This is a genomic window from Pelobacter propionicus DSM 2379 (assembly GCF_000015045.1).
GTDB classification, from domain to species: domain Bacteria; phylum Desulfobacterota; class Desulfuromonadia; order Geobacterales; family Pseudopelobacteraceae; genus Pseudopelobacter; species Pseudopelobacter propionicus.
On sequence record NC_008609.1, the window covers coordinates 179,385 to 200,216 of the forward strand.

The following is a 20,832-nucleotide window of genomic DNA, read 5'->3' on the forward strand; positions in this document are numbered from 1 at the left end:
GTCTTTCGTAAGATGGGAAAACTTACACCGTCTTCCTGGCAAGACTCCGATACTGGATCGCCACGGCAATATGTTGTTCCCGGATGCTCTCCGTTCCCTCTAGGTTGGCGATGGTCCTGGCGACTTTTAGGATACGGGTGTAGGCCCATGCCGGGAAGCCGAGTCGTTTCGTTACCATCTCCAGCAAGCGGTGTTCTGCAACATGCCTTTCACGACATCGAATTTTAACCGTTTGTATGCTGGCCGCATTTGACCCCCTCCTGAATATTGCTCTTTCCGTGTTCTCTCCTGCTCTCTCCTTGTAAAATCACCCGCAAATTGATAGAGTTACGCCTTCTTTTGGAGGTTTCCATATGAGCATAAAAAGATTTTTTCTTGTAGTATTGTCAATATCCGGTCTTCTGCTGTCCGTCACAGGAATGGCCTCCCAAACAGGGTGCCCAGAACATTTCGCCAACGGCATAGCCCCTGATTTCATCAATCAAAAACTCACCGCCAAAACCCGTGAGGTCTGTTATTCCGGTTTTGCCCTCAAGCATTCCGGTATTACCAGGACTCCCCTTTATGCTGCCGAGCATCTAACGCGTGACCGTCTAATGCAGGGCAAAGGCCTGAAAAGGCAAAGCCAGTTTCACCCTGACGATAACATTCCACGAACGGAACGATCAGAACTTCGCCACTATTCCAGGTCTGGCTACGACCGCGGCCATGTGGCACCATCTGCCGACATGTTCGACCTGCAGTCCCAATTTGAATGCTTCTCGCTGGCGAATATGATCCCCCAAGTTCCGGAAAACAACCGGGGCCCATGGGAAGGGATCGAATCGGCTGTGAGAATGATGGCAAAGAGTAAAGGTGACATCTATGTCATCACCGGCCCGATCTATCAAGGCAGTAACATCGAAAAGATCGGGGGTGCTGTGATGGTTCCCACCAAACTGTTCAAGGCAGTTTACGATCCGCAGAGGCGCGAGGCCGGTGCCTACCTGATTGACAACATCGCAGATGCCCAGCCTGAGAAAATCTCCATAACCGAGCTAGAAAAAATTACCGGGATCAGCATTTTCCCGTCAGTAGAGAAAAACGTCAAATCCAGACTCATGCGTCTGCCTGAACCCAAATCATACAAGGAGCGCAAACGCAAGGGAGGACGAGGATGAGCAGAAAAGGAATCAAACCCTTCGCAAATGAAAGCGATTGCTTGCAGATTGGCGGCATCACCATCGAAAACCGGGTCGACAGGGTGTCGATCTTTGGCAGCATCGACATCACCCGTGACAAGGATGGCCTTGCTGCAGCACGGGAACTAAAGACTATCCTCGATCTGACTCTGACGGAACTGGAAAGAGCAGAGCTTCCTGACAAGGTGACACTGAAACCGGCCAAGACCGTCAAGAACCCTTTCGAATAGGTTGATCACGGCATGGAGCATGGAATTGTCGAAATCCGTTGAAGTGACGATCATACACGATGACGTATCCCCAGAACGTCAACCTCACCATGACGAAGATGGGATCGATGTACCCTGGGACAGCATCAACCCGGAAACACTTCGCAACCTGATTTCCGAGTTCGTCACCAGGGAGTGGCCAGACACGGAATACTCCCTCGATACCAAAATTGATCAAGTCCAGAAGCAACTGCGCACCGGACAGGCGAAAATAGTCTTCGACCTGGTATCCAAGACCTGTAACATCATTCCGAGCAGGTGACCGCATCAATGGAGAAACGTTTCTTCCCCCTCTCCGCTATCACAAAGCGGATCAATGAACTGCTGGAACCTGCCATCAGCAAGCAGTTCTGGGTCAAGGCCGAGATATCCACTGGCCGGGAACGAGGAGGAGCTTTTTACTGTGATCTGGTTGAAACGAATGCCGGCGGGAAAATCGTCGCAAAGATAGCCTGCACCATATGGCAAAGCGAGCTTGCCACCATCAGGAGGGCATTCAAGGCCAAGAACATGGATCTTGTACTCTCCAACGGGACTGTGGTCGGCTTCCTCTGTTCCCTCCAGTTCAGCCCACAGTACGGCCTGTCACTTCGGGTCATCGATGCTGACCCGTCCATCGCCCTGGGTGAGATGGAGTTAAAAAAACGGGACATCATCGAACGTCTCCAGAAGGAGGGGATGTTCGAGACGAACAAGGAACTCTCCGTGCCGCTCCTGCCACTGCGTCTCGGCCTGATCACCAGTGCCGGCAGTGCGGCGTACAATGACTTCATCCAGACCCTCACGGCATCGGGTTACGGCTTCAAGGTCTTCGTGGCCGACGCCATGATGCAAGGAGATCAGACGGAGAAGTCGGTCATGCGGGCACTGGACGCCCTCGCCAGACTCGAAGTTGATCTCGTCTCCATCGTCCGGGGCGGAGGAAGCAAAACCGACCTCTACTTCCTTGACAACGAAGCCATCGCCCGCAGGATCGCCGGATTTGGCAAGCCGGTCTGGACTGGCATCGGGCATGAGATCGACACCAGCGTCCTCGACTATGTCGCCAACCGCTCTTTCAAAACCCCTACCGCTGCGGCAGAGGAATTGGTGGCCCGCTTCATACAAATGCGCCGCCAACTGGACGAAGCAACGAACACCTTGCAAACCGTGTGGACCTACCGACTAAAACTCGACCGTGATTATCTGACGAGGGCGATGACCGGCATCCGGCAGGGGTCGAGGAAGCTCCTGGATGTCACCGCATCATTTCTGCGGGAGCAGGCCAAGGAATTACGACTGAAGGTTCAAGAGCGGCTTTCGACCGAGCAGGTCGTTATTGGGAGGCGCACGGAGAGATTGCGCTCTCTACCTATGGCCATGATCCAAAACCTTGCGGAGCGACTGGCAGCAAAACGACAGGAACTCAGATCACGGACATATTCCCGGATTTCCCGGTCAGGAGACACCCTGTCCGTGTTGAAGCAACGCTTTGTGAAGGAACGCTTTCTGCGCCGACTGCTCGTTGAGCGGGACAGCATCATGAAAGTCCGGCAGCAACTGAAGACCCGGTTCCTCTCCACATTCAGGATTAAGTCGATGACACTCGCTAACCTGAAGGGTCGACTCAAGGAAGAGAGAATTCTCCTGCGGTTCGGGACGGCCCGCAACAGCCTGAACGACAAGATGGCAATCCTGAAAGCCATTGATCCGCAGACTGTCCTGCAACGCGGTTTTGCCCTAGTGTATGGTCGAAACGGCGCGCTGATCAGGTCAATCAACGATGTCACAGAGAAAGAAATAATGACTACCCGCTTGACTGATGGTTCGCTCATCAGCGAGGTTATCGCAAAGGAGAAACATCATGAGTGACACAACAGAGCTTACTTATGAGCAGAAAGTTGAAAAACTGGACGAGATCCTGACTAGGCTCGACAACTCAGAGACCCCCATCGACAAACTTGCTGAAGACGTCAAGGAAGGGGCTCGACTGATCAAGGAACTCGATAAAAAGCTTAAACAGGTCGAAACTGAAGTGCTTGATGCCTTTAAGGAACTGGATAACGTCTGAGTTGTGCACTTGCGCTATATTGGGAACCTATAATACCTCTGAGGGCGATGAAATGACCAAAGCAGATATTGTTGAAAGAATCCATGCCGGCACGGGCATGACTCAGAAGGAGTCGGCAGAAATGATGGAGACGGTCTTTTCTATCATGAAATCGACTCTCGAAACCGGGGAGACACTGAAAATTTCTGGTTTTGGCAGTTTCGTGGTGAAACAGAAAAACGCTCGGCGGGGTCGGAACCCGCAGACGGGCGAAACGATCACGATCGAGGCACGACGTGTATTGTCGTTCAAGCCAAGCACCGTGCTGCGCGATGTAATCAACAAGTAACAGGTGCCGGTCGACGAGGATGTTGCCTTATGAAATTTGGAATTCGCACTCCGTCTCTGACGAAACGAATTGCAGCACGGACATCATTGAAAAGACACGTCCGGCATTCTCTGGGGCTCAAGGCGCCGAGAGGTTGGGGATGGCTTACCAATCCCAAGAAGACTGCCTATAACAGAGTCTATAATCGCACATCGGTAGGATGCATGGTCCCGATGGCGGTCTTTATTGCCGTCATTGCCTATGCCGTATTCGCTCTGGCAAAGTTTTGATGAAAGAGGAATGAGTTGAATAAGATAGCCAAAGACATACCGATGGACCGATTGAAGCGGAGAGCGCAATAATCGGACTCAATGCGACGGGGGAATACAAGGTACTGCGCATTCACCCATTGGCTTGATATGACCATCAACGACCCGCACTACTTTGAACGGCTGTACCAGCCTTTGCCGGCGGAACTCATGCAGGCATGGCAGGTCTCAAAACTCGCCAACAGCCTGGCGCACGACAGCGAAGAATGCATCCGCCGCGTAGCTTGATGGAGGAGCGAATGCCGTCACAACATGATACGATTTCTTCCTTGGTTGTGCGCGAGATCCAGGCAAAGAGCATCCTCTCCGTATCCAAGATATATTCCTATGTGATCAATCCGTACGTCGGCTGCCAACATGCTTGCTCGTACTGTTATGCCCGCTATATGAAAAAGTTCACCGGGCATAAGGAGCCATGGGGCACCTTCGTCGATGTCAAAATAAATGCCGCCGAGTTGCTACAAAAGGAAATCGGCAAGAAAAAGAAGGATTCCGTATGGATCAGCGGCGTGTGCGACCCGTATCAGCCGTTGGAGGCGGAATACAGATTGACTAGGCGCTGCCTGCAGATCCTGGCTGACTATGACTGGCCGGTGGTCGTTCAGACCCGATCACCATTGGTGCTCAGAGATATCGATATTTTTAAGGTAGTGAAGGGAATTGAAGTAGGGTTTTCTGTCACGACCGCAGATGATAACATCAGAAAACTGTTCGAGCCCCATGCCCCGTCGATAGCGGAGCGATTGAACGCGCTGGCAGAGCTACACCGTCAAGGGATCAGAACGTACGCGATGATCGCTCCTCTCCTCCCCGGAGCGGAAAGCCTGGTGGCGTTGTTTGACGGGAGTGTTGATTATATCTTGGTTGATCGCATGAATTATCACTACGCCGACGCCATTTACCGGAGTTGTCGGCTGGAAGACAAACACACTGAAGCCTATTTCACCTGGGCGAGCCAGAGGATCAAAGCCGAGAGTGACCGCCGGGGGATTGAGTGCACCATCGTATAGCAAACGATGAGGTCCTTGATCATAATAACAATGAATGTGTGAAAGGAACTTTCATGGATGAAATATCTGTCGAACGTGCACCAGATACTACCAAACTTGACAAACTGGGCGTCAAATCCTGGCCGACCTGGGAGTGTGAGGTCTCCGAATTCCCTTGGAATTACGATGCCCGGGAGACCTGCTACCTCCTTGAAGGCGAGGTCATCGTCACACCTGACGGCGGCACACCCGTGACCATCAAGGCCGGCGACCTCGTGGCGTTCCCCGCCGGGATGTCCTGCCGCTGGAATGTCCTCAAGGCCGTTCACAAGCACTACCAGTTCGACTGACGTCATGGTCGCGACAATCCGTATCCATATCGGGGCGATGTTGTCAATTCTCGTGATGTGGGCCGGCATGGCCCATGCCGGCGATATTGACCAAAAGTCACTGACGAAGCTCTTCACCGGTTATGACGGCTGCTTCATGCTCTACAACCAGAGCACGGAAAAGCTGGTCCTGGAATACAACCCTGACAACCGCTGCAGTCAGCGTATCCCCGTCAATTCGACCTTCAAGATCCCGCTGGCCGTCATGGCTTTCGATCAGGGGCTCATCACCGAAAGCACCGTGTTCACCTGGGACGGCAAGGTTAATCAGGACTTTCCGGACTGGAACAGGGATCAGACCCCGGCGTCATGGCAGAAATATTCCGTCGTGTGGGTATCGCAGCAGCTCACACCGAGAATCGGCAGGGAGATGATCAGCCGATACCTTGCTGTGTTTTCGTACGGCAACCAGGACTTTTCCGGAGACCCCGGCAAGAACAACGGCCTGACCCACGCCTGGCTCAGCAGCAGTCTGAAAATTTCCGCTGTGGAACAGCTTGAGTTCCTGAAGAAGATAATCAGCTACCAGCTGCCCGTGAAGCCAGCGGCAGTCGATTTCACCAAACGGCACCTCTATCAGGGCAAGCTGGAAAATGGTGCTGGCTACTACGCCAAGACCGGCAGCGGCTGGCAGGGACGCAGTGACGCCGGCAACAACGCGGGCAAGTTACGCGACGGCTGGTATGTCGGGTTCATCGACCATGGCCCGGAGCAGTATGTCTTCGTGTCGAATATCAGCGACAAACGGCCTGATCCGGCATCAAAGGCTTTCGGCGGGCAGATCTCGAAAGGTATCGCCCTGAGCATCCTAAATGGTTATTTCGGGAAGTGACCAAGCGGCATCGCATGGCAGTGCCGGTCCCGGACCGGGCTCCCTCCTCGCCGTAGACCTTGGGCTGAAAACCGGCCTTGCCCTGTTCACTCGGGACGGCAGGCTGGCCTGGTACCGTTCCCATAACTTCGGCAGTGTGGAGCGGCTCAAGCGTGGCGTACCTGGTTTGTTGGACACCATCCCGGATCTGGCTGCGCTGGTCATTGAGGGTGGCGGCAATCTGGCTAAAGTCTGGGAAAAGGAAGCTGACCGTCGCGGTATCACAACGATTCGCATCGGCGCCGAGGAATGGCGACAGACCTTCCTGTATGCTCGGGAGCAGCGCACCGGGATTGACGCCAAGAGGCATGCCGGTGATTTTGCCAGAAAGGTCATTGAGTGGGCCGATGCCTCCCGTCCGACATCATTGCGGCACGATGCTGCTGAGGCGATCATGATCGGACTTTGGGGCCTGTTGCACCTCAGATGGCTGGATGAATTTCCCAAGGAACTGCACCGATGACTCCTCTGGACAATGAGACGATCAAGACAGCACAGAGCCTGGCGGATGAAATGGTAGCCGTTGACGGCAATGAAGAGCTCACCATCTTTATTGCCCCGGTAGGCAAGGTCGTGAAAAAATGAACGGGAAGCCGAACACAACCGACATCCCGGTGGAGCGTCTCTCAGGTTCCGTCGAACGGGTAACCTTCCACAGCGAGGAGTCGGGTTTCTGTGTCCTTCGAGTCAAGGTCAAGGGGAAGCGCGACTTGGTCACAGTCATCGGCAGCGCCGCCGCCATCACTGCCGGCGAATTCGTCGAGTGCGTGGGGAGCTGGCACAATGACAAAACCCACGGTCTACAGTTCAAGACCATCAATCTGAAGACGGTTCCGCCGAGCACCCTGGAAGGGATTGAGAAGTACCTCGGCTCAGGAATGGTCAAGGGGATCGGCCCCCATTTCGCCAAGATTCTGGTGAAGGCCTTCGGCATCGAAGTCTTTACCGTCATTGAGGAGACACCGGAGCGGCTGCTGGCACTCCCCGGCATCGGCAGGAAGCGGACCGACAAAGTCACCGCCGCCTGGGCCGAGCAGAAGGCAATCCGGGAGATCATGGTATTCCTCCAATCGCACGGCGTCGGCACCGGACGGGCAGTGAGGATCTACAAGACCTACGGTGACGAGGCGATCGTCAAGGTCTCCGAAAACCCCTACCGATTGGCACTCGACATCCACGGCATCGGCTTCAAGACCGCCGACGTCATTGCCGGCAAACTTGGCATCGCCCCCGACTCGCTGATCCGGGCCCAGGCCGGGGTGCGCCATGTGCTGCAGGAATTGTCCAGCGACGGTCACTGCGCCGCCCCCCACGACAAGCTCATCACGGAGTCGGTCAAGCTTCTGGAGATTAACGAAGCGATCCTGGAAGAAGCCGTCCGGGAGGAAATCACCCAGGAAAATCTGGTACCGGAAGAGATCGATGGTATCTCCTGTCTGTTCCTGACTCCACTCCACAGGGCCGAACTGGGAGTGGCGAACAGCATCAGACGGATTCTGGATGGTGCACCGCCGTGGGGTACAATCGATGCGGAGAAGGCGCTCCCTTGGGTGGAGGAAAAAACGGGCCTGACGCTTTCCCAGTCGCAGAAGGACGCTGTACGACTTGCTCTGGCCAGCAAGGCGCTCGTCATCACCGGCGGACCGGGCACCGGCAAGACGACCCTTGTCAACAGCATCCTCAAAATCCTCGCGGTCAAACAGCTCCATATCCTGCTGGCCGCCCCGACCGGACGTGCAGCCAAGCGATTGACCGAGACCACCGGACAGGAGGCCAAGACCATCCATCGCCTCCTGGAGTTCGATCCGCAGAGCTTCGGCTTCAAACGCGGGCGAGACAACCCTCTTGAAGCCGACCTCATCGTCATCGACGAGTCATCCATGGTAGATGTGGTCCTGATGAACAAGCTGCTGGCGGCAATCCCCGACAATGCAGCTCTGATGATCGTCGGCGACGTGGACCAGCTGCCATCGGTCGGCCCCGGTGCTGTGCTGTCTGACATCATTGAATCCAGAGCGGTTCCCACCGTCCGGTTGACCGAAATCTTCCGCCAGGCAGCCACCTCCCGGATCATCGTCAACGCTCACCGGATCAACAAAGGGGAGTTGCCGTTGAAAAATGAGAAGGACGAGCTTTCCGACTTCTACTTCGTCCCGGCGGATACCCCGGAGGAGATTCACGCCAAACTGATGCAGGTGGTTACCGAGCGAATCCCGAAACGCTTCGGCCTCCATCCGGTCAAGGACGTCCAAGTGCTCACCCCCATGAACCGGGGAGGACTGGGCACCCATTCCCTGAACGCCGAACTGCAGAAGATGTTGAACGCCAACAGCGAACCACGGGTGACCCGTTTCGGCACTACCTTCTCGCCGGGCGACAAGATCATCCAGACGGTGAACAACTACGACAAGGAAGTCTTCAATGGGGATATCGGGCAGATTCTTGAAATCGACACCGAAGAGAGCTCCCTCAAAGCCGATTATGACGGCAGGATTGTGGAGTACGAATTTGGGGAACTTGACGAGGTGTCGCTTGCCTACGCCACCAGCATCCACAAGAGCCAGGGTTCGGAGTACCCGGCAGTGGTAATCCCGTTGGCGATGCAGCACTATATGCTGCTGGAGCGGAATCTGGTCTACACCGCTGTCACCCGGGGGAAGAAACTGGTGACGATCATCGGCCAGCCGAAGGCTTTAGGCATGGCGGTGAGAAATACCAACTCCAACCGGAGACTGACCAACTTGACGGCGAGGCTTCAACACACATGAAAGACCCGATTCTCGACCATCCGGCTCTGTCGGCCCGATACTTCTATCCCTGGCCGAACCATTTTGACGAGCCTTTTTTCATCCAAGGGGACGGCTTCCGCCTAGGGTGCCGTTATCGGCATGCCTCCCATGACCTTCCGACCATCATTCACTTCCACGGCAATGGCGAAACGGTTGCCGATTACCTCGGTGACTTTGAGGAGCGGATCGTGTCTCTGGGGGCCAATCTGCTCCTGGCCGAATTCCGCGGGTACGGCATGTCAGACGGGGAACCGGGCTTGGCCACCATGTTGGAGGATGTTCGGCTTATTGTGGAGGCAAGCGGCTCACAGCCTGAGAAGATTATTTTCTTCGGGCGTTCCCTAGGATCACTCTATGCGGTCCACGCTGCTGCCCTCTACCCACAGGCTGCCGGACTGATCGTCGAAAGCGGACTGGCAGACCCGTTGGAGAGAATCCTTGTCCGCGTTGAACCTCACCACGTCGGCGCAACCATGGACTCTCTCAGGGAGGCCGTAGCACGGCACCTGAACCAGAAACTAAAAATTTCGTTGTTCAAAGGGAGGGTACTGATCCTGCACAGCCGGGACGACGATCTTGTGTCCGTCTCCCATGCTGAGAATCTTTACGAATGGGCGAACGATCCGAAGGAGTTGCTGATCTTTGAGCGGGGGGATCACAACACCATCATGGCAGCCAACGAGAATGCTTATGTCAGGGCGGTGAAGAGGTTTATTGACTCAACTTTCGCAGTTGGCATAAAAGCGTAACCTGCTGTAATTATAAATAGAATAGCGTCGCAATCTGTATTAATATGGCTTTGCTCCCCAGCAAATCCAATAACGCAGAAAGGCGACGCTATGAACCGGATTTTACCAGAGATCGCAACAGTTGAGAACCAGATAAACCTGTTCTTTCACAATCATAAACTTGGCGAACTTCTTCGACAAAGCAACGTCAGAAAAGATAAGGGCGTTTCTCTGGACATTCTGTTCCAGTTTTTGCTGACAATGGCCTTTACCGGAAAGAACCTGTTTCGCTTGTTGAACACGCCTGATACTCCTGACATACCGCCAGGCATCAGTAAAGACGTTGTCTATCGTTTTTTGAACTGCATCTCTTCCAACTGGCGCAAGTTTCTGTTTCTGCTCAGCACCAGAGTCATACTCCAGAAACTTTTACCGTTGACGGACGATGCCACCACCAAGGTACTGATTGCCGACGACACCCTGTATCTCCGTGATCGCAGCAAATGCGTGGAGCTTTTGGCCCGGGTCCATGACCACAACACCAAGAGATATCACCGGGGCTTCAGAATGCTCACCCTGGGGTGGTCGGATGGCAACAGTTTCGTGCCCATGCTCTTCTCCATGCTGAGCTCCTCGAAGGAAAAGAACCGCCTTGCCGCAATGCGCACTGACCTCGACAAGCGCACCAATGGCTACAAGCGCCGGCAGGAAAGCGTGAATAAATCTCCGGATGTGCTGGTGGAACTGGTAAAGGTGGCCATGGCCGCCGGCTCCAAGGCGCGCTATCTGCTGTTTGACAGTTGGTTTGCCTTTCCCGTCACCATCAGGCGTATCCATGCTTTGGGAATGCACACCATCTGCATGCTCAAGGACTCGAAAACCCGCTATACCTTCCAGGGAGATGGCATGCCCCTGAAGGAATTGTTTAAATGGGTCCGCAAGCGGCCGGGACGGGCCAAGGTCCTGGCTTCTGTCATGGTGACCATTGGCGAGGATGACAAGGGCAATCCTGTTGCGGCAAAGATCGTGTTCGTACGAGACAGAAGCAAAAAGAGCTGGCTTGCACTTCTTTCAACCGACACCACGTTGGCGGACGAAGAGATCATCAAGCTCTACGGGCGGCGCTGGGATATCGAGGTGTTCTTCAAGATGAGCAAGTCGTTTCTGAATCTGGCAAAAGAGTGTCAGGGCCGCTCCTTCGATGCCTTGGTTGCCCATACGACGGTGGTGTTCTGCCGCTACATCATGCTGGAACTCGCCAGAAGAACGAATGCCGACCCGCGAACCCTCGGAAACCTGTTCCATGCCACCTGCGATGAACTCAGGCAAACGAGCTTCGTCGAAGCGCTGGCATTACTACTGAAGTTGCTTGAACAGTCACTGAACAAACTTGCTGGATTTACCAAGGAACTGATGCTGCAACTGGTTGAGCAGTTTGTTGCACAACTGCCATTGCCTTTTAAGGCAAGGATGTTACTTTCTGCCTTGGCAACCCAGTAAACCGACAGCATCTCAGGCGGTTACTAACAAATAGCCTGCTGCGAAAGTTGAGTTTATTGATAAGGTACAGCCATGAACTTTTTTTGCGCTACTTGTAAAATTCGTCGATAATTTCGTCAGGCAGCTGATCGAAGTCATCTGCAATCGGTTATCTGCCCTTTGGAACTGCCAAGGATTCTGACGGGGACGATACATTCAGCAGAATCGTTTTTCGGACTGTTTACCAGTGACGAAACAGGATACGCACTCAGTAGTTCTGAAGAGCAAGGCCGGCAAAACTCCTGCAGTACTGCAACATCTGTAAGCTTCGGATTGAGCCAGGCCGCTTGACACTCATGACTGAGAATCACCGGCATCCTCTCATGGATTGGTGCCATCAGTTCATTGGCGCTGGTTGTCAGGATGGAACAGGACTCGATAACCTGTCCATCGCTCCCCTGCCAATGCTCCCATAACCCCGCAATCGACACCGGACTTCCATCAGCCATCCGGAAATACCATGGCTGTTTTCGTTTCCCATCCTGCCGCTGCCATTCATAAAACCCTCCCGTCGGAATGATGCAGCGCCGACGCTTGAAAGCAGACCTGAATGACGGTTTTTCCGCGGCGGTCTCCGACCGGGCATTGATCAGGCTATTGCCGATCGCGATATCTTTCGCCCAGGACGGAATGAGTCCCCATCTGACGAAAGCAAGCTCCCGGCCACCATCCGCATCAACTTTGACAATTGGTATGGTCTGGGATGGAGTAACGTTATATCTCGGATTTAGTTCGCGCTCGATGTCCCTGATGATCCCGTAAATCTCAGTGATCATTTCCGGTGACAGATCAATGACCAGACGACCGCACATGGCTTACCTCACTTGCACGTTCCTGATTCCCTCCGGCTTCCAAGCCGGCGAGATTACGTGTGAACCCTTCTCATCATTGTTGCCCAAAAGACTTCCGAACGTCACGGTAAAATCGCCGAACTTGTCATTGACCGTATCCATGGCGTTGACCATAAAAGCCTTCCGGCGCTCGTCTTCGAAAAGGGGCAACTGTTCGCGCTGGTAACAGAGGTTGGTGATCCTTACCCCCAGCAGGCGTACAGGCTGTTCCAGTTCGATGCTATCCAGGATCTTCACGACGCCCTGGTAGATCTCATCGCTCTGGTTGACGTGCTGAGACAGGGTGCCCTGCTTGCCGAAGGTACTGAAGTCAGCGTAGCGGATGGTCAGGTGGACCGTTTTCCCTGCCACTCCGTAGCGGCGGGCCCGCCTCCCTACCATCTCCGAGAGCTGCAACAGATATCGCAGAATCTCGCTCCGACTGCTGATATCCTTTTTAAGTGTCATGGAATGCCCAACCGACTTCACCGCATCGGCGTCTTCAGCCGGTATGACCGGTGAGTTGTCGATGCCAAGCCCCATCTGCTTCAGCCGGCTGCCGACAATGCCGAATTTCCTGGTCAGACGCCCTTCATCACAACGCCCCAACTCACCACACGTATAGATTCCCATCATGTTGAGATGCCGCTCCATCTTCTTACCGATGCCGCAAAGCTCCTTGATCGGCATGGTCTCCAGCACCCGGCTGACGTTTTCCGGTGCGATAACTGTCAAACCGTCTGGTTTTTTCATTTCCGAAGCAAGTTTCGCGAGGAGTTTATTCGGGGCAATGCCGATGGAACAGGTAATATCAAATTGGTGCCGGATGCGGGCCTTGAGAAGATAGGCGATATTCTCGGCGCTAGTGAACAGCGACATGGAATGGGTGACATCCATGAACGCCTCGTCAATCGAAAAAACCTCGACCAGAGGGGTGTAGTCCAGCATCATTTTCATGATCTGTGCTGATGTATGGATATATTTCCGGTTATCCGCCGGTACCATGATGACGTCACGGCACAGCCTTCTGGCCTCGTGCAGCATCATGCCGGTCTTGATCCCGAATTTCCGGGCCTCGTAGGAGGCGGTGAGGATCACGGTTCTCTGCTGTGAACCGGTGACAACAACCGGCTTCCCCTTGAGGTCAGGGTTGGCGGACTGCTCGACGGAGGCGAAAAAACTGTTCATGTCGAGATGCATGACAACCCGGCTGCCCATCACGTCACCTCGATGCCGTTCAGGAGCCAGCTCTGGTCCAACGTATTGTAGACCAGGTCATAGAGAGCATCCCCGTCAGTCACGGCGAAATGCAGGAGTGTGGCTGCACCAACTTGCTCCTTCCAGTGGTACGTTGTCTCCAGGATGGTGTGCTTCCGGTTGTGCCAGTCGAACCAGACCGGCCTGATCTGTCGGCCTGGGGTAAAGATCGTGGCGATCCGTATCTGTTCCTTGATCCGCTCCACGTCTTACTCCAACTGTCGATAGATGCCAATTACCTTGCCGACGATCGACACGTCTTTATCCGGACCAACAAATATCGGAGCCATATTTGGGTTGGCCGGTTGCAGGCGGATACGATTCTGCTCGCGATGGAACCATTTCAGGGTCGCCTCGCCATCCACCATGACGACCACAGTATCACGATTATCAGCCACTGGCTGGGGGCGTACCAAAGCCAGGTCCCCATCAAAGATCCCGGCGCCGATCATCGAGTCACCCTTGACCCGCAATAGAAAGCAGCCATCCCCCTTCACCTGTTCCTGATCCACGGCAAAGAACCCTTGGATGTCCTCGACAGCAGGTTGAAGGTGCCCGGCCCGTACCGTTCCGACAATCGGCAGCGATATCGACCGCACCTCCTGTGAGGTCAATACAATCCTCCGTGAAGTACCCGCTCGCTTTATCCACCCCTTCTTCTCCAGGGCATCAAGATGCCGATTCACTCCGAAGGTGCTGGTAATCCCCAGATGCGCCGCAATGTCCCGCCAAGTGGGTGGGAAACTATTGGTTTTAATAAAGCTGGTGATGAAATCCAGAACCTTTTGCTGTCGGTCAGTAAGGGGGATCACAGTTGCGCCTCCACATAGTGTCCATATGAACACTATATACCCTTGCCCACACCTTCTTGTCAAGACGCTGCACCTTCCCCCCTGCAAGATTATCAGTCAGGAGGAATTGAATGCGCCGATTACCGGGAATCTGCCTGTTCATCATCAGTCTTGCCTGTCTGCCGGTGCATGCTGGTGCCTTCTGCTTCGAGGAAGCCGGAAGCCTCTACGGCATCTCACCCCAACTGCTCTGGAGCATTGCCAAGACGGAAAGCAACTTCAATCCCGGGGCAATTAACCGGAACAGCAACGGCACCTACGATTACGGCCTCATGCAAATCAATTCGAGTTGGGCCAAGCGACTTGGCAAGACCTGGAATGATTTGGGCGAGCCATGCACGAACGTGAAAGTGGGAGCCTGGGTCCTGGCCCAGTGCATCCAGGACTATGGTTACACCTGGCGAGCTGTCGGTTGTTACAACTCGCGTACTCCGTCGAAAGGTGACCGTTATGCCGGCAAGGTCTATCGGGTTCTTGTGGGGTACGCCAGGCCGCAGGCAATGACGATCGTTGCCGCCAACAGCACACCCAGGATCGAATCACCATGGGATGAGGTGTTCGGCAATGCTGTCCGCTGATCTTCTCCACAAATACGGATTGCCGGAGGACGAGATAGTCGATGCTGTTGAATGCGCTGTGGCAAGGACACTGATGGCAGCTTTTAAAAGGACGGTTACAGTCCGGGCAGAAGGTGAACTGGAAATCATTGCCTATCCCAAACTGGGACACCCGGTCGAAATGCAGTTGAAGGACATTCCCAAGAAGCTCCGCAGGCATATCATCCACAGTGTCGAAGCGGAACTGCAAACACGCCAGATCCTGCTGGAAGCAAAAAAACTGCAGGAACTTCAGGGGAGGGTTTTTTGTGGGTCCGTAGGGCGTATCGGCTCCCGAGGGACATTGCACGTAACCCTGGAAATTGACGACTTACTTAAGCCGCTGATCCTGTTCGGGGAATGCCCGTTACGCTATCAGCCGCCGCATGAACGTTCCCGCTATCGCATAGGTGAGCAGCGCAGCTTCCTGGTGACAAGCGTGCGTCCCGTCATGGTGGGCGGCGACATCGCAAAGGTTCGACTTATTCTTAACCGGACATCCCGTGCCTTGCCGGCTTTACTGCTTCAGGACTTGACCGGCATTACCGGGATCAAATGCCGACGGCGTATCGCCGGAGGGTTCAGTGAAGTTGTTACCCCGGTTCGGATACCAAAAACATCGATTAATACAGTCGGAAAGGAGTTGAGGGAACATGTTCAAGTCCTCATCGCCCCATAAAACCACCAACCCGGAATTCATGACCTCCATCGGCACCGGAGTCCAGATGGAGAGACCGACACGGATAGTTCCGATTTCGATCCCTGATGAATACCGAAAACGGCACATGTTCGTATTTGGCACTACAGGGGTCGGCAAAACGCGACTCTGCGAGAACCTTATTGAGCAGGACATCATGAAAGGCAACAGCGTGGTCTACTTCGACCCCAAAGGTGACCAGCAGATCTTCACCAAGATTTTCGAGGTCGCCCGTAAGGCAGAGAGACTCAAGGATTTGATGCTGGTAACGCCGATTTTCCCTGAATACTCAGCAGTCATCGATCCTATGGCCTATTACTTCATGCCGGACGAACTCGTCGGGCATATTGTTTCAGGCATCCAGGGCGGACGTGAGCCATTCTACCGCAACATTGCAAAGGAAATCACTACTGCCATCATCTCGGCCAACATCATCATCGCCGATTGGGAAAAACGTCTTCCCAGGCAAAACATGGATGCTATCAGACAAAGCATACGCCGCTCATCATTGAGCAGCACAATGGGGCTACTGCAGGAAATCAAGAGACCCGAGGCGCTGCTAAACGCCGGCATGATCCAGGATATCCTTGAATCTCCCCAAGAGTATTACTCGAAGGTGTCTTCAACATTACGCACCTGCTTGATGGAGCTTTCCTCCGGCAACATCGGCAAGATTATCGGCCAGGCCGACAGCAACCGTTTCATCAGCCGACTTGAACGAAAGAAAGGGGTAATCATGGTCGTGCACACCGGTACCATGATTACCAGGGAGGCAGCCACAACACTTGGCAAAGTCCTCCTGTCGATGATCCAGTCCTTCATCGGCAGGGTCTATCTCTCTGACAAGCAGAAAGTATTCCCGCCGCTGTCCATCTACATAGACGAGGCCCAGAGCCTGTTCTACCAGGGCATTGAGGACCTTTTCGCGAAGGCTGGGTCAGCAGACGTGATGGTGCATGCCTTCGCCCAGTCCGTGAACCAAATATATGCCGCCATTGGCGAGGAATACGGTAAATCGATCCTCGACAACACCAACACCAAGATCTTCATGCGCTGTTCTGATGCTGAAACATCCGAGTACGTCGTACGGCATTTCGGCGTGCGCAACGTGCTGACCGGAATTTTCGGGTCCAACCAGGTCACTACCCGTGAAGTGGAACAGGACATTTTGAAAGTGCAGGATATTCTGGGGCTGCAGCCAAGGGAATTCTACATGCTGACTTACTCCGGTAGGTACAAGGGGGTGACTCGTGATGCCAGAGACCCGCAGTTGAAGATAGTCTTCCCGTCGGCGCCATCTTCCGTAACCATGAGCAGAGGGGCCGCATGATAATCCTGCTCTACTGCTGTGGCGTTATCGGCTTCCTGATGGTCACTTACAACCTGTGGCGCATTTTATCCAGGCGTCCGGCTGAAGTAGAGCAAGAACCGTGGGTTCCACTGTCAATTTCGGAACTGGAACCGGATGATGACCTGCCGTGCACCGACCTCGCTACGGTATCTTCAGTATGGACAGGCCGTGTTGTTCACTTCACTGATCTGTCTCGACTCTGGCGTGAACCCACTCCGAAACAGGAGGAGGAAGCCGCATTTCCACGACCGACATTCCGGCATTCGGAGATTGAAGAGTTCTACAGGGACATTGTGGAACCGGAACCGCTTATCAATGGGAACCGCAAGGTTGTGATCGTCTATCTGCTTAAGATCCTTGACGCGGAAGGGACATGCCCATCGGTTGTCGGGATCAAGAAATACGCAGCTGTCGGCAAGCAGATATTAGATCCGGATTCTGCGTACGGGGCAGCAGCTCTTGCCCAATTGGCTACCGTACCACTCTATCGGCATTCTCTGGGGGTTGCCCGCAAGTTCGTAGAAAAGAACTCTGAAAGAATCATGCTACCTACGATCCTCATCGTGTCACTGGCGCATGACATCGGGAAAATTCCCTCTTTCCACAGCCAGTATTATTCGACTGCAGATCATCCGCAAATAGCGCTCCTCATACTCGCGAGCATTCCGGAATACGTTGCGCTGTCGAACAGGGCTGAGCTCGACAGCATCATCCGCAACCATCACCAGATAACTCCGAACAACCCGCTCACGGCCTGTTTGAAACGGTGTGACCAGGAGGCCCGTAATGATGAGATGGGGGCTTTTATTGGGCAGATGGCGCAGGTGAGGGCTTCTGAAGAAAGTTCGCTGCCAATAGCTGAGTCGCTGCCACAACCTGATGTGCCTGTCGCTAAAGAAAACATTTCGCAGGAATGGGATCACCCGCTCGGATCTCCAGAATCGGGAAAGTACGTTCCCCAGAAGATAAAGCTTCCTGCATGGTTCAATGCCGATGCGATCCTTGGTGGCATCCACGGATTGATCAACCAGGTGGAGAAAACTTCGTCCGGAGTCAAGTGGCTGGCGGTTTCTCTTCCGAACGGGCTTGTCTATGTGAAGCCAGAAGCACTTTGGCAGGTGATCCATCAAGTTAGCGATGGCGATCCCATGATCTTGGTGGCTGATGCTGATGAAGAAACCAAACGTAATCTTCTCTATACCGTCGTCTGGGAACTGAGTACCTCCAGAGATGCCATTGCCACGGAACTCATGACCAATTCGTACTACACAACGAATGCATCCATCGTGTCGAATAACGATAAGTCATTCAACAAACTCCTGATCCCGTTCCGGGTCGATGCCTTCGGTGTGCTCACCTCCGATCTGGAAAGCAACAAACCCCCTGTCTTGAGAAAAATCGTCAAGGACATCAGACCAAAGCAGGCGGAGGATAAAGAATGAGGAGACTGATACTGGCTTCTATTCTCCAACTCTCCGTGACCACCGCTTCTGCCGGCTACTATACCGACTCGGCCAAGGGTTGGTGGTGGTACCAGAAAGAACCTGAGAAGCAGGCCGAAAAGCAGGAAAAGAAGAAGAAACCGCCCAAGAGTACGCCATCGCTCAAGGATTATTCTTATGAGCAGGTTTGGGAGATGCATCCCGACCAGTTCCAGGAGTTCGCCGAGGCATTGAAGAAGAAGGCTGTTCAGAAGCCGAGCGAAGAAAATGTGAAGGAGTACTTCGAGGTCCAGGAAATCGCCCGCAAGAAGGCGCTGGCTTTTTCCAACGTGGCCCAGTTCGTCTGGCAGAAGTACCCGGAGTTGACCACCAAGAAGGACTATCCGATCACGACTCCCGGCAACCTGGCCAGGATCTCCCAGATCAATGAGGAGCGGCAGCGCATACTGCGAGACAACCGGGATGACTTTGCCCTGATCTATTTCCAGAGACCTGACTGCAGCTACTGCGATGAGCAGTCCCGCATCCTTGACTGGTTCACCAACGAGACCGGCTGGACCGTGAAGAGGGTCAACATCAGTGAGAACCCGGGACTTGCAGCCAAGTTCAGCGTTGAGATCACGCCGACCCTGATCCTGATCCAGAAAGGGAACCAGGATTATCTGCCGGTCTCGGCAGGCGTCATTTCCGCCGATGAGATCGAGGACAAGGCATATCGGGCCGTGCGCCTCCTCAAGGGCGACATCTCCCCGGAGGAATATTCGCTCTACGAATTCCAGAAGGGTGGCAGCTTCGACGTGAAGAAACGCCGTCTTCAGGAAAAGGAGCGGCCATGAGTCTGCTTGTCCTACAGCAACAGAGAAATGAGGTGTCAGTGTGAAACGAACCGTGATTACCAGAACCACCGCCGCCTGCCTGGCGGCAACCATTGCCTTGAACCCGGTCCTTTCCTGGTCCGGCTGGGTCGATGACTGGGTACAGCAGAAAAGCTCCACTTCGCCCAGCTATTACGAGGGGTCAAAGCGTGGCTACTACACGGGCGGCAGTTTCTCTGCCAGGTGGGCAAACACCGACGACCATCTGTTCACCGCTTCTCTCCCAAAGCTGAAATCTGGCTGCGGCGGTATCGACATGTTCCTCGGCGGGTTTTCGTTCCTGAACGTGGATTATCTGGTACAGAAGCTCCAGAACATCCTGTCGGCAGCTCCGGCGGCAGCCTTTGACATCGCCCTGAAGACCCTGGCACCACAGGTGGCCGACACCATCAAGACCCTCGAAGCGATCACCGACCGGCTGAACTCGCTGCAGTTGAACGATTGCAAGGCGGCCAAGGCGCTGGTGGCAACTGCTGCCAGTCCGTTTTCGTCGGTCATGTCCGACAGCCTGAAGGCTGAGATGAAGACGGCCCAGACCGACTTCATGGTGTCGAGCGGCGCCAAGGATCTGTATCAGGATGTCAGCAAGCTGTTCGAGAGCGAACAGAAGACCAATGCCGGCAACAAGCCTGGTGTCCCCGGCACTACCCAGACCTCAGCCACCAGCGCTACTGCCGGGTGCCCGACTGAAGTCCTGCAAGTCTTCGGGGATGGATCGGTTCTGGAGAACCTGGCTGGCAAGAAAGGGATGAGCAGCGAGTACGTCAAACTGGTGCGCGGCTTCATCGGCGATGTGGTGATCCAGAACCCGGCAACGACCGGCACGACCTACCAGGCCCAATACATTCCTCCGTGCGACAAGAACAACAGCTTCGATTCCTTTATCAGCGGTTCCGCACAAGGACGGGATACCGCCGGGGCCTGTGCCGATATCACCGACGCCAACAAGAACCTGATGGTCTATGTGGCCGGCAAGATGCAGTCCATCGCCACCAAGATCAAATCAAAGACAGCACTCACCGCCGACGAGGAGGCGTTTCTCAAAAGCACTCCGTTGTCGGTCGGCCTGATCCTCAAGAATGCCACAGCCACCAACACCGAGGGCGAGGTCATCGGTAAACTGGCGGAACTGACTGCCCGGGCCTACGGCTACTACATGCTGCTTGATCTGTTCGGGCGTGCAGTCCAGTTGCAGGAGATGGCCCGCAACATCATGTCTACCCAGAAAGGGAATAAAGCCGGGGCTTCGCCGGAGACCTGCCAGTTGGCGCTCCTCGGCGAAGGTATGCAGCATATCCAGACGCTTGAGGAAAAGACGCTGCAACTTCTGAGCGTTGCCCAGCAGAGTTACGCCAATGCAGCCTCTGAGATCAATGCAGTGGAGATGATCGTCCAGAATATGAAGAAGTTCGACGACACGGTGTTTTCGGAATTATCGGACCGCTTCGGCAAGGGAATCGCCATGCGGGCAACCGGTAGAATCTAACAACAA

The 20,832-nt window shown here is 54.3% G+C and carries 27 protein-coding genes; 22 read left to right on the forward strand and 5 right to left on the reverse strand.

Going from position 1 to position 20,832, the window contains the following annotated elements; genetic code table 11:
* Positions 1-22 precede the first annotated feature (22 nt).
* Positions 23-268, reverse strand: coding sequence for a magnesium chelatase subunit ChlI family protein (locus PPRO_RS19960; RefSeq protein ID WP_332248382.1), 246 nt, complete (start codon positions 266-268; stop codon positions 23-25).
* A gap of 85 nt (positions 269-353) precedes the next feature.
* Here PPRO_RS19960 and PPRO_RS00860 point away from each other — a divergent pair, with 85 nt between their 5' ends.
* The 16 genes from PPRO_RS00860 to PPRO_RS00925 all read left to right on the forward strand — a co-directional run bounded on the left by PPRO_RS00860 (position 354) and on the right by PPRO_RS00925 (position 11,402).
* Positions 354-1,160: a DNA/RNA non-specific endonuclease gene (locus tag PPRO_RS00860; protein WP_011734125.1), complete on the forward strand. Its 807-nt coding sequence runs from the start codon at positions 354-356 to the stop codon at positions 1,158-1,160.
* Positions 1,157-1,411 carry a hypothetical protein gene (locus tag PPRO_RS00865; RefSeq protein ID WP_011734126.1) on the forward strand — a complete coding sequence of 85 codons (255 nt, stop codon included), beginning with the start codon at positions 1,157-1,159 and terminating at the stop codon, positions 1,409-1,411. The genes PPRO_RS00860 and PPRO_RS00865 overlap by 4 nt, the downstream gene beginning before the upstream one ends.
* A gap of 19 nt (positions 1,412-1,430) precedes the next feature.
* On the forward strand, positions 1,431-1,712 hold the full coding sequence (locus tag PPRO_RS00870) for a YheU family protein (RefSeq protein WP_041532066.1): 282 nt from the start codon (positions 1,431-1,433) through the stop codon (positions 1,710-1,712).
* An 8-nt stretch (positions 1,713-1,720) separates the two neighbouring features.
* Positions 1,721-3,301: an exodeoxyribonuclease VII large subunit gene (gene xseA / locus PPRO_RS00875; RefSeq protein ID WP_011734128.1), complete on the forward strand. Its 1,581-nt coding sequence runs from the start codon at positions 1,721-1,723 to the stop codon at positions 3,299-3,301.
* Positions 3,294-3,500 (forward strand): exodeoxyribonuclease VII small subunit, encoded by a 207-nt coding sequence (gene xseB / locus PPRO_RS00880; RefSeq protein ID WP_011734129.1) that lies wholly within the window; start codon positions 3,294-3,296, stop codon positions 3,498-3,500. The genes xseA and xseB overlap by 8 nt, the downstream gene beginning before the upstream one ends.
* Before the next feature lie 52 nt (positions 3,501-3,552).
* A complete protein-coding gene (locus PPRO_RS00885) occupies positions 3,553-3,828 on the forward strand; it encodes an integration host factor subunit alpha (protein WP_011734130.1) in 276 nt (91 codons plus the stop codon).
* A gap of 29 nt (positions 3,829-3,857) precedes the next feature.
* A complete protein-coding gene (locus PPRO_RS21765) occupies positions 3,858-4,097 on the forward strand; it encodes a hypothetical protein (protein WP_011734131.1) in 240 nt (79 codons plus the stop codon).
* Positions 4,098-4,226: 129 nt separating this feature from the next.
* A complete protein-coding gene (locus PPRO_RS20675; RefSeq protein WP_157039901.1) occupies positions 4,227-4,364 on the forward strand; it encodes a hypothetical protein in 138 nt (45 codons plus the stop codon).
* 11 nt (positions 4,365-4,375) lie between these two features.
* Positions 4,376-5,146 carry an SPL family radical SAM protein gene (locus tag PPRO_RS00895; RefSeq protein WP_011734132.1) on the forward strand — a complete coding sequence of 257 codons (771 nt, stop codon included), beginning with the start codon at positions 4,376-4,378 and terminating at the stop codon, positions 5,144-5,146.
* Between the two features lie 53 nt (positions 5,147-5,199).
* Positions 5,200-5,475, forward strand: a complete 276-nt coding sequence (locus PPRO_RS00900; RefSeq protein ID WP_011734133.1) for a cupin domain-containing protein — start codon at positions 5,200-5,202, stop codon at positions 5,473-5,475.
* A 4-nt stretch (positions 5,476-5,479) separates the two neighbouring features.
* Positions 5,480-6,346, forward strand: coding sequence for a penicillin-binding transpeptidase domain-containing protein (locus PPRO_RS00905; RefSeq protein WP_011734134.1), 867 nt, complete (start codon positions 5,480-5,482; stop codon positions 6,344-6,346).
* Positions 6,327-6,848: a hypothetical protein gene (locus tag PPRO_RS00910; RefSeq protein ID WP_011734135.1), complete on the forward strand. Its 522-nt coding sequence runs from the start codon at positions 6,327-6,329 to the stop codon at positions 6,846-6,848. The genes PPRO_RS00905 and PPRO_RS00910 overlap by 20 nt, the downstream gene beginning before the upstream one ends.
* On the forward strand, positions 6,845-6,970 hold the full coding sequence (locus PPRO_RS21585; RefSeq protein ID WP_269634977.1) for a hypothetical protein: 126 nt from the start codon (positions 6,845-6,847) through the stop codon (positions 6,968-6,970). Before PPRO_RS00910 ends, PPRO_RS21585 begins: the two co-directional genes overlap by 4 nt.
* Positions 6,967-9,153: an SF1B family DNA helicase RecD2 gene (gene recD2 / locus PPRO_RS00915; protein WP_011734136.1), complete on the forward strand. Its 2,187-nt coding sequence runs from the start codon at positions 6,967-6,969 to the stop codon at positions 9,151-9,153. Before PPRO_RS21585 ends, recD2 begins: the two co-directional genes overlap by 4 nt.
* Positions 9,150-9,923 carry an alpha/beta hydrolase gene (locus tag PPRO_RS00920; RefSeq protein ID WP_011734137.1) on the forward strand — a complete coding sequence of 258 codons (774 nt, stop codon included), beginning with the start codon at positions 9,150-9,152 and terminating at the stop codon, positions 9,921-9,923. The genes recD2 and PPRO_RS00920 overlap by 4 nt, the downstream gene beginning before the upstream one ends.
* 90 nt (positions 9,924-10,013) lie before the next feature.
* Positions 10,014-11,402, forward strand: coding sequence for an IS4-like element ISPepr4 family transposase (locus PPRO_RS00925; protein ID WP_011734138.1), 1,389 nt, complete (start codon positions 10,014-10,016; stop codon positions 11,400-11,402).
* 134 nt (positions 11,403-11,536) lie between these two features.
* Here PPRO_RS00925 and PPRO_RS00930 read toward each other — a convergent pair whose 3' ends face one another.
* The 4 genes from PPRO_RS00930 to lexA are packed head-to-tail and all read right to left on the reverse strand — an operon-like array spanning position 11,537 to position 14,340.
* Positions 11,537-12,253: an SOS response-associated peptidase gene (locus PPRO_RS00930; protein ID WP_011734139.1), complete on the reverse strand. Its 717-nt coding sequence runs from the start codon at positions 12,251-12,253 to the stop codon at positions 11,537-11,539.
* 3 nt (positions 12,254-12,256) lie between these two features.
* Positions 12,257-13,489 (reverse strand): DNA polymerase IV, encoded by a 1,233-nt coding sequence (gene dinB, locus PPRO_RS00935; RefSeq protein ID WP_011734140.1) that lies wholly within the window; start codon positions 13,487-13,489, stop codon positions 12,257-12,259.
* A complete protein-coding gene (locus PPRO_RS00940; protein WP_011734141.1) occupies positions 13,489-13,734 on the reverse strand; it encodes a hypothetical protein in 246 nt (81 codons plus the stop codon). The genes dinB and PPRO_RS00940 overlap by 1 nt, the downstream gene beginning before the upstream one ends.
* Before the next feature lie 3 nt (positions 13,735-13,737).
* On the reverse strand, positions 13,738-14,340 hold the full coding sequence (lexA, locus tag PPRO_RS00945) for a transcriptional repressor LexA (RefSeq protein ID WP_011734142.1): 603 nt from the start codon (positions 14,338-14,340) through the stop codon (positions 13,738-13,740).
* A gap of 110 nt (positions 14,341-14,450) precedes the next feature.
* Here lexA and PPRO_RS00950 point away from each other — a divergent pair, with 110 nt between their 5' ends.
* The 6 genes from PPRO_RS00950 to PPRO_RS00975 are packed head-to-tail and all read left to right on the forward strand — an operon-like array spanning position 14,451 to position 20,826.
* On the forward strand, positions 14,451-14,957 hold the full coding sequence (locus PPRO_RS00950) for a lytic transglycosylase domain-containing protein (RefSeq protein ID WP_011734143.1): 507 nt from the start codon (positions 14,451-14,453) through the stop codon (positions 14,955-14,957).
* A complete protein-coding gene (locus PPRO_RS00955) occupies positions 14,944-15,654 on the forward strand; it encodes a hypothetical protein (RefSeq protein WP_011734144.1) in 711 nt (236 codons plus the stop codon). The genes PPRO_RS00950 and PPRO_RS00955 overlap by 14 nt, the downstream gene beginning before the upstream one ends.
* A complete protein-coding gene (locus PPRO_RS00960) occupies positions 15,629-17,002 on the forward strand; it encodes a type IV secretory system conjugative DNA transfer family protein (RefSeq protein WP_011734145.1) in 1,374 nt (457 codons plus the stop codon). The genes PPRO_RS00955 and PPRO_RS00960 overlap by 26 nt, the downstream gene beginning before the upstream one ends.
* A complete protein-coding gene (locus PPRO_RS00965) occupies positions 16,999-18,465 on the forward strand; it encodes an HD domain-containing protein (protein WP_011734146.1) in 1,467 nt (488 codons plus the stop codon). Before PPRO_RS00960 ends, PPRO_RS00965 begins: the two co-directional genes overlap by 4 nt.
* Complete coding sequence (locus PPRO_RS00970; RefSeq protein WP_011734147.1) at positions 18,462-19,301, forward strand: conjugal transfer protein TraF; 840 nt, start codon at positions 18,462-18,464, stop codon at positions 19,299-19,301. The genes PPRO_RS00965 and PPRO_RS00970 overlap by 4 nt, the downstream gene beginning before the upstream one ends.
* 40 nt (positions 19,302-19,341) lie before the next feature.
* A complete protein-coding gene (locus PPRO_RS00975; protein ID WP_011734148.1) occupies positions 19,342-20,826 on the forward strand; it encodes a conjugal transfer protein TraH in 1,485 nt (494 codons plus the stop codon).
* The last annotated feature ends 6 nt before the right edge of the window (positions 20,827-20,832 follow it).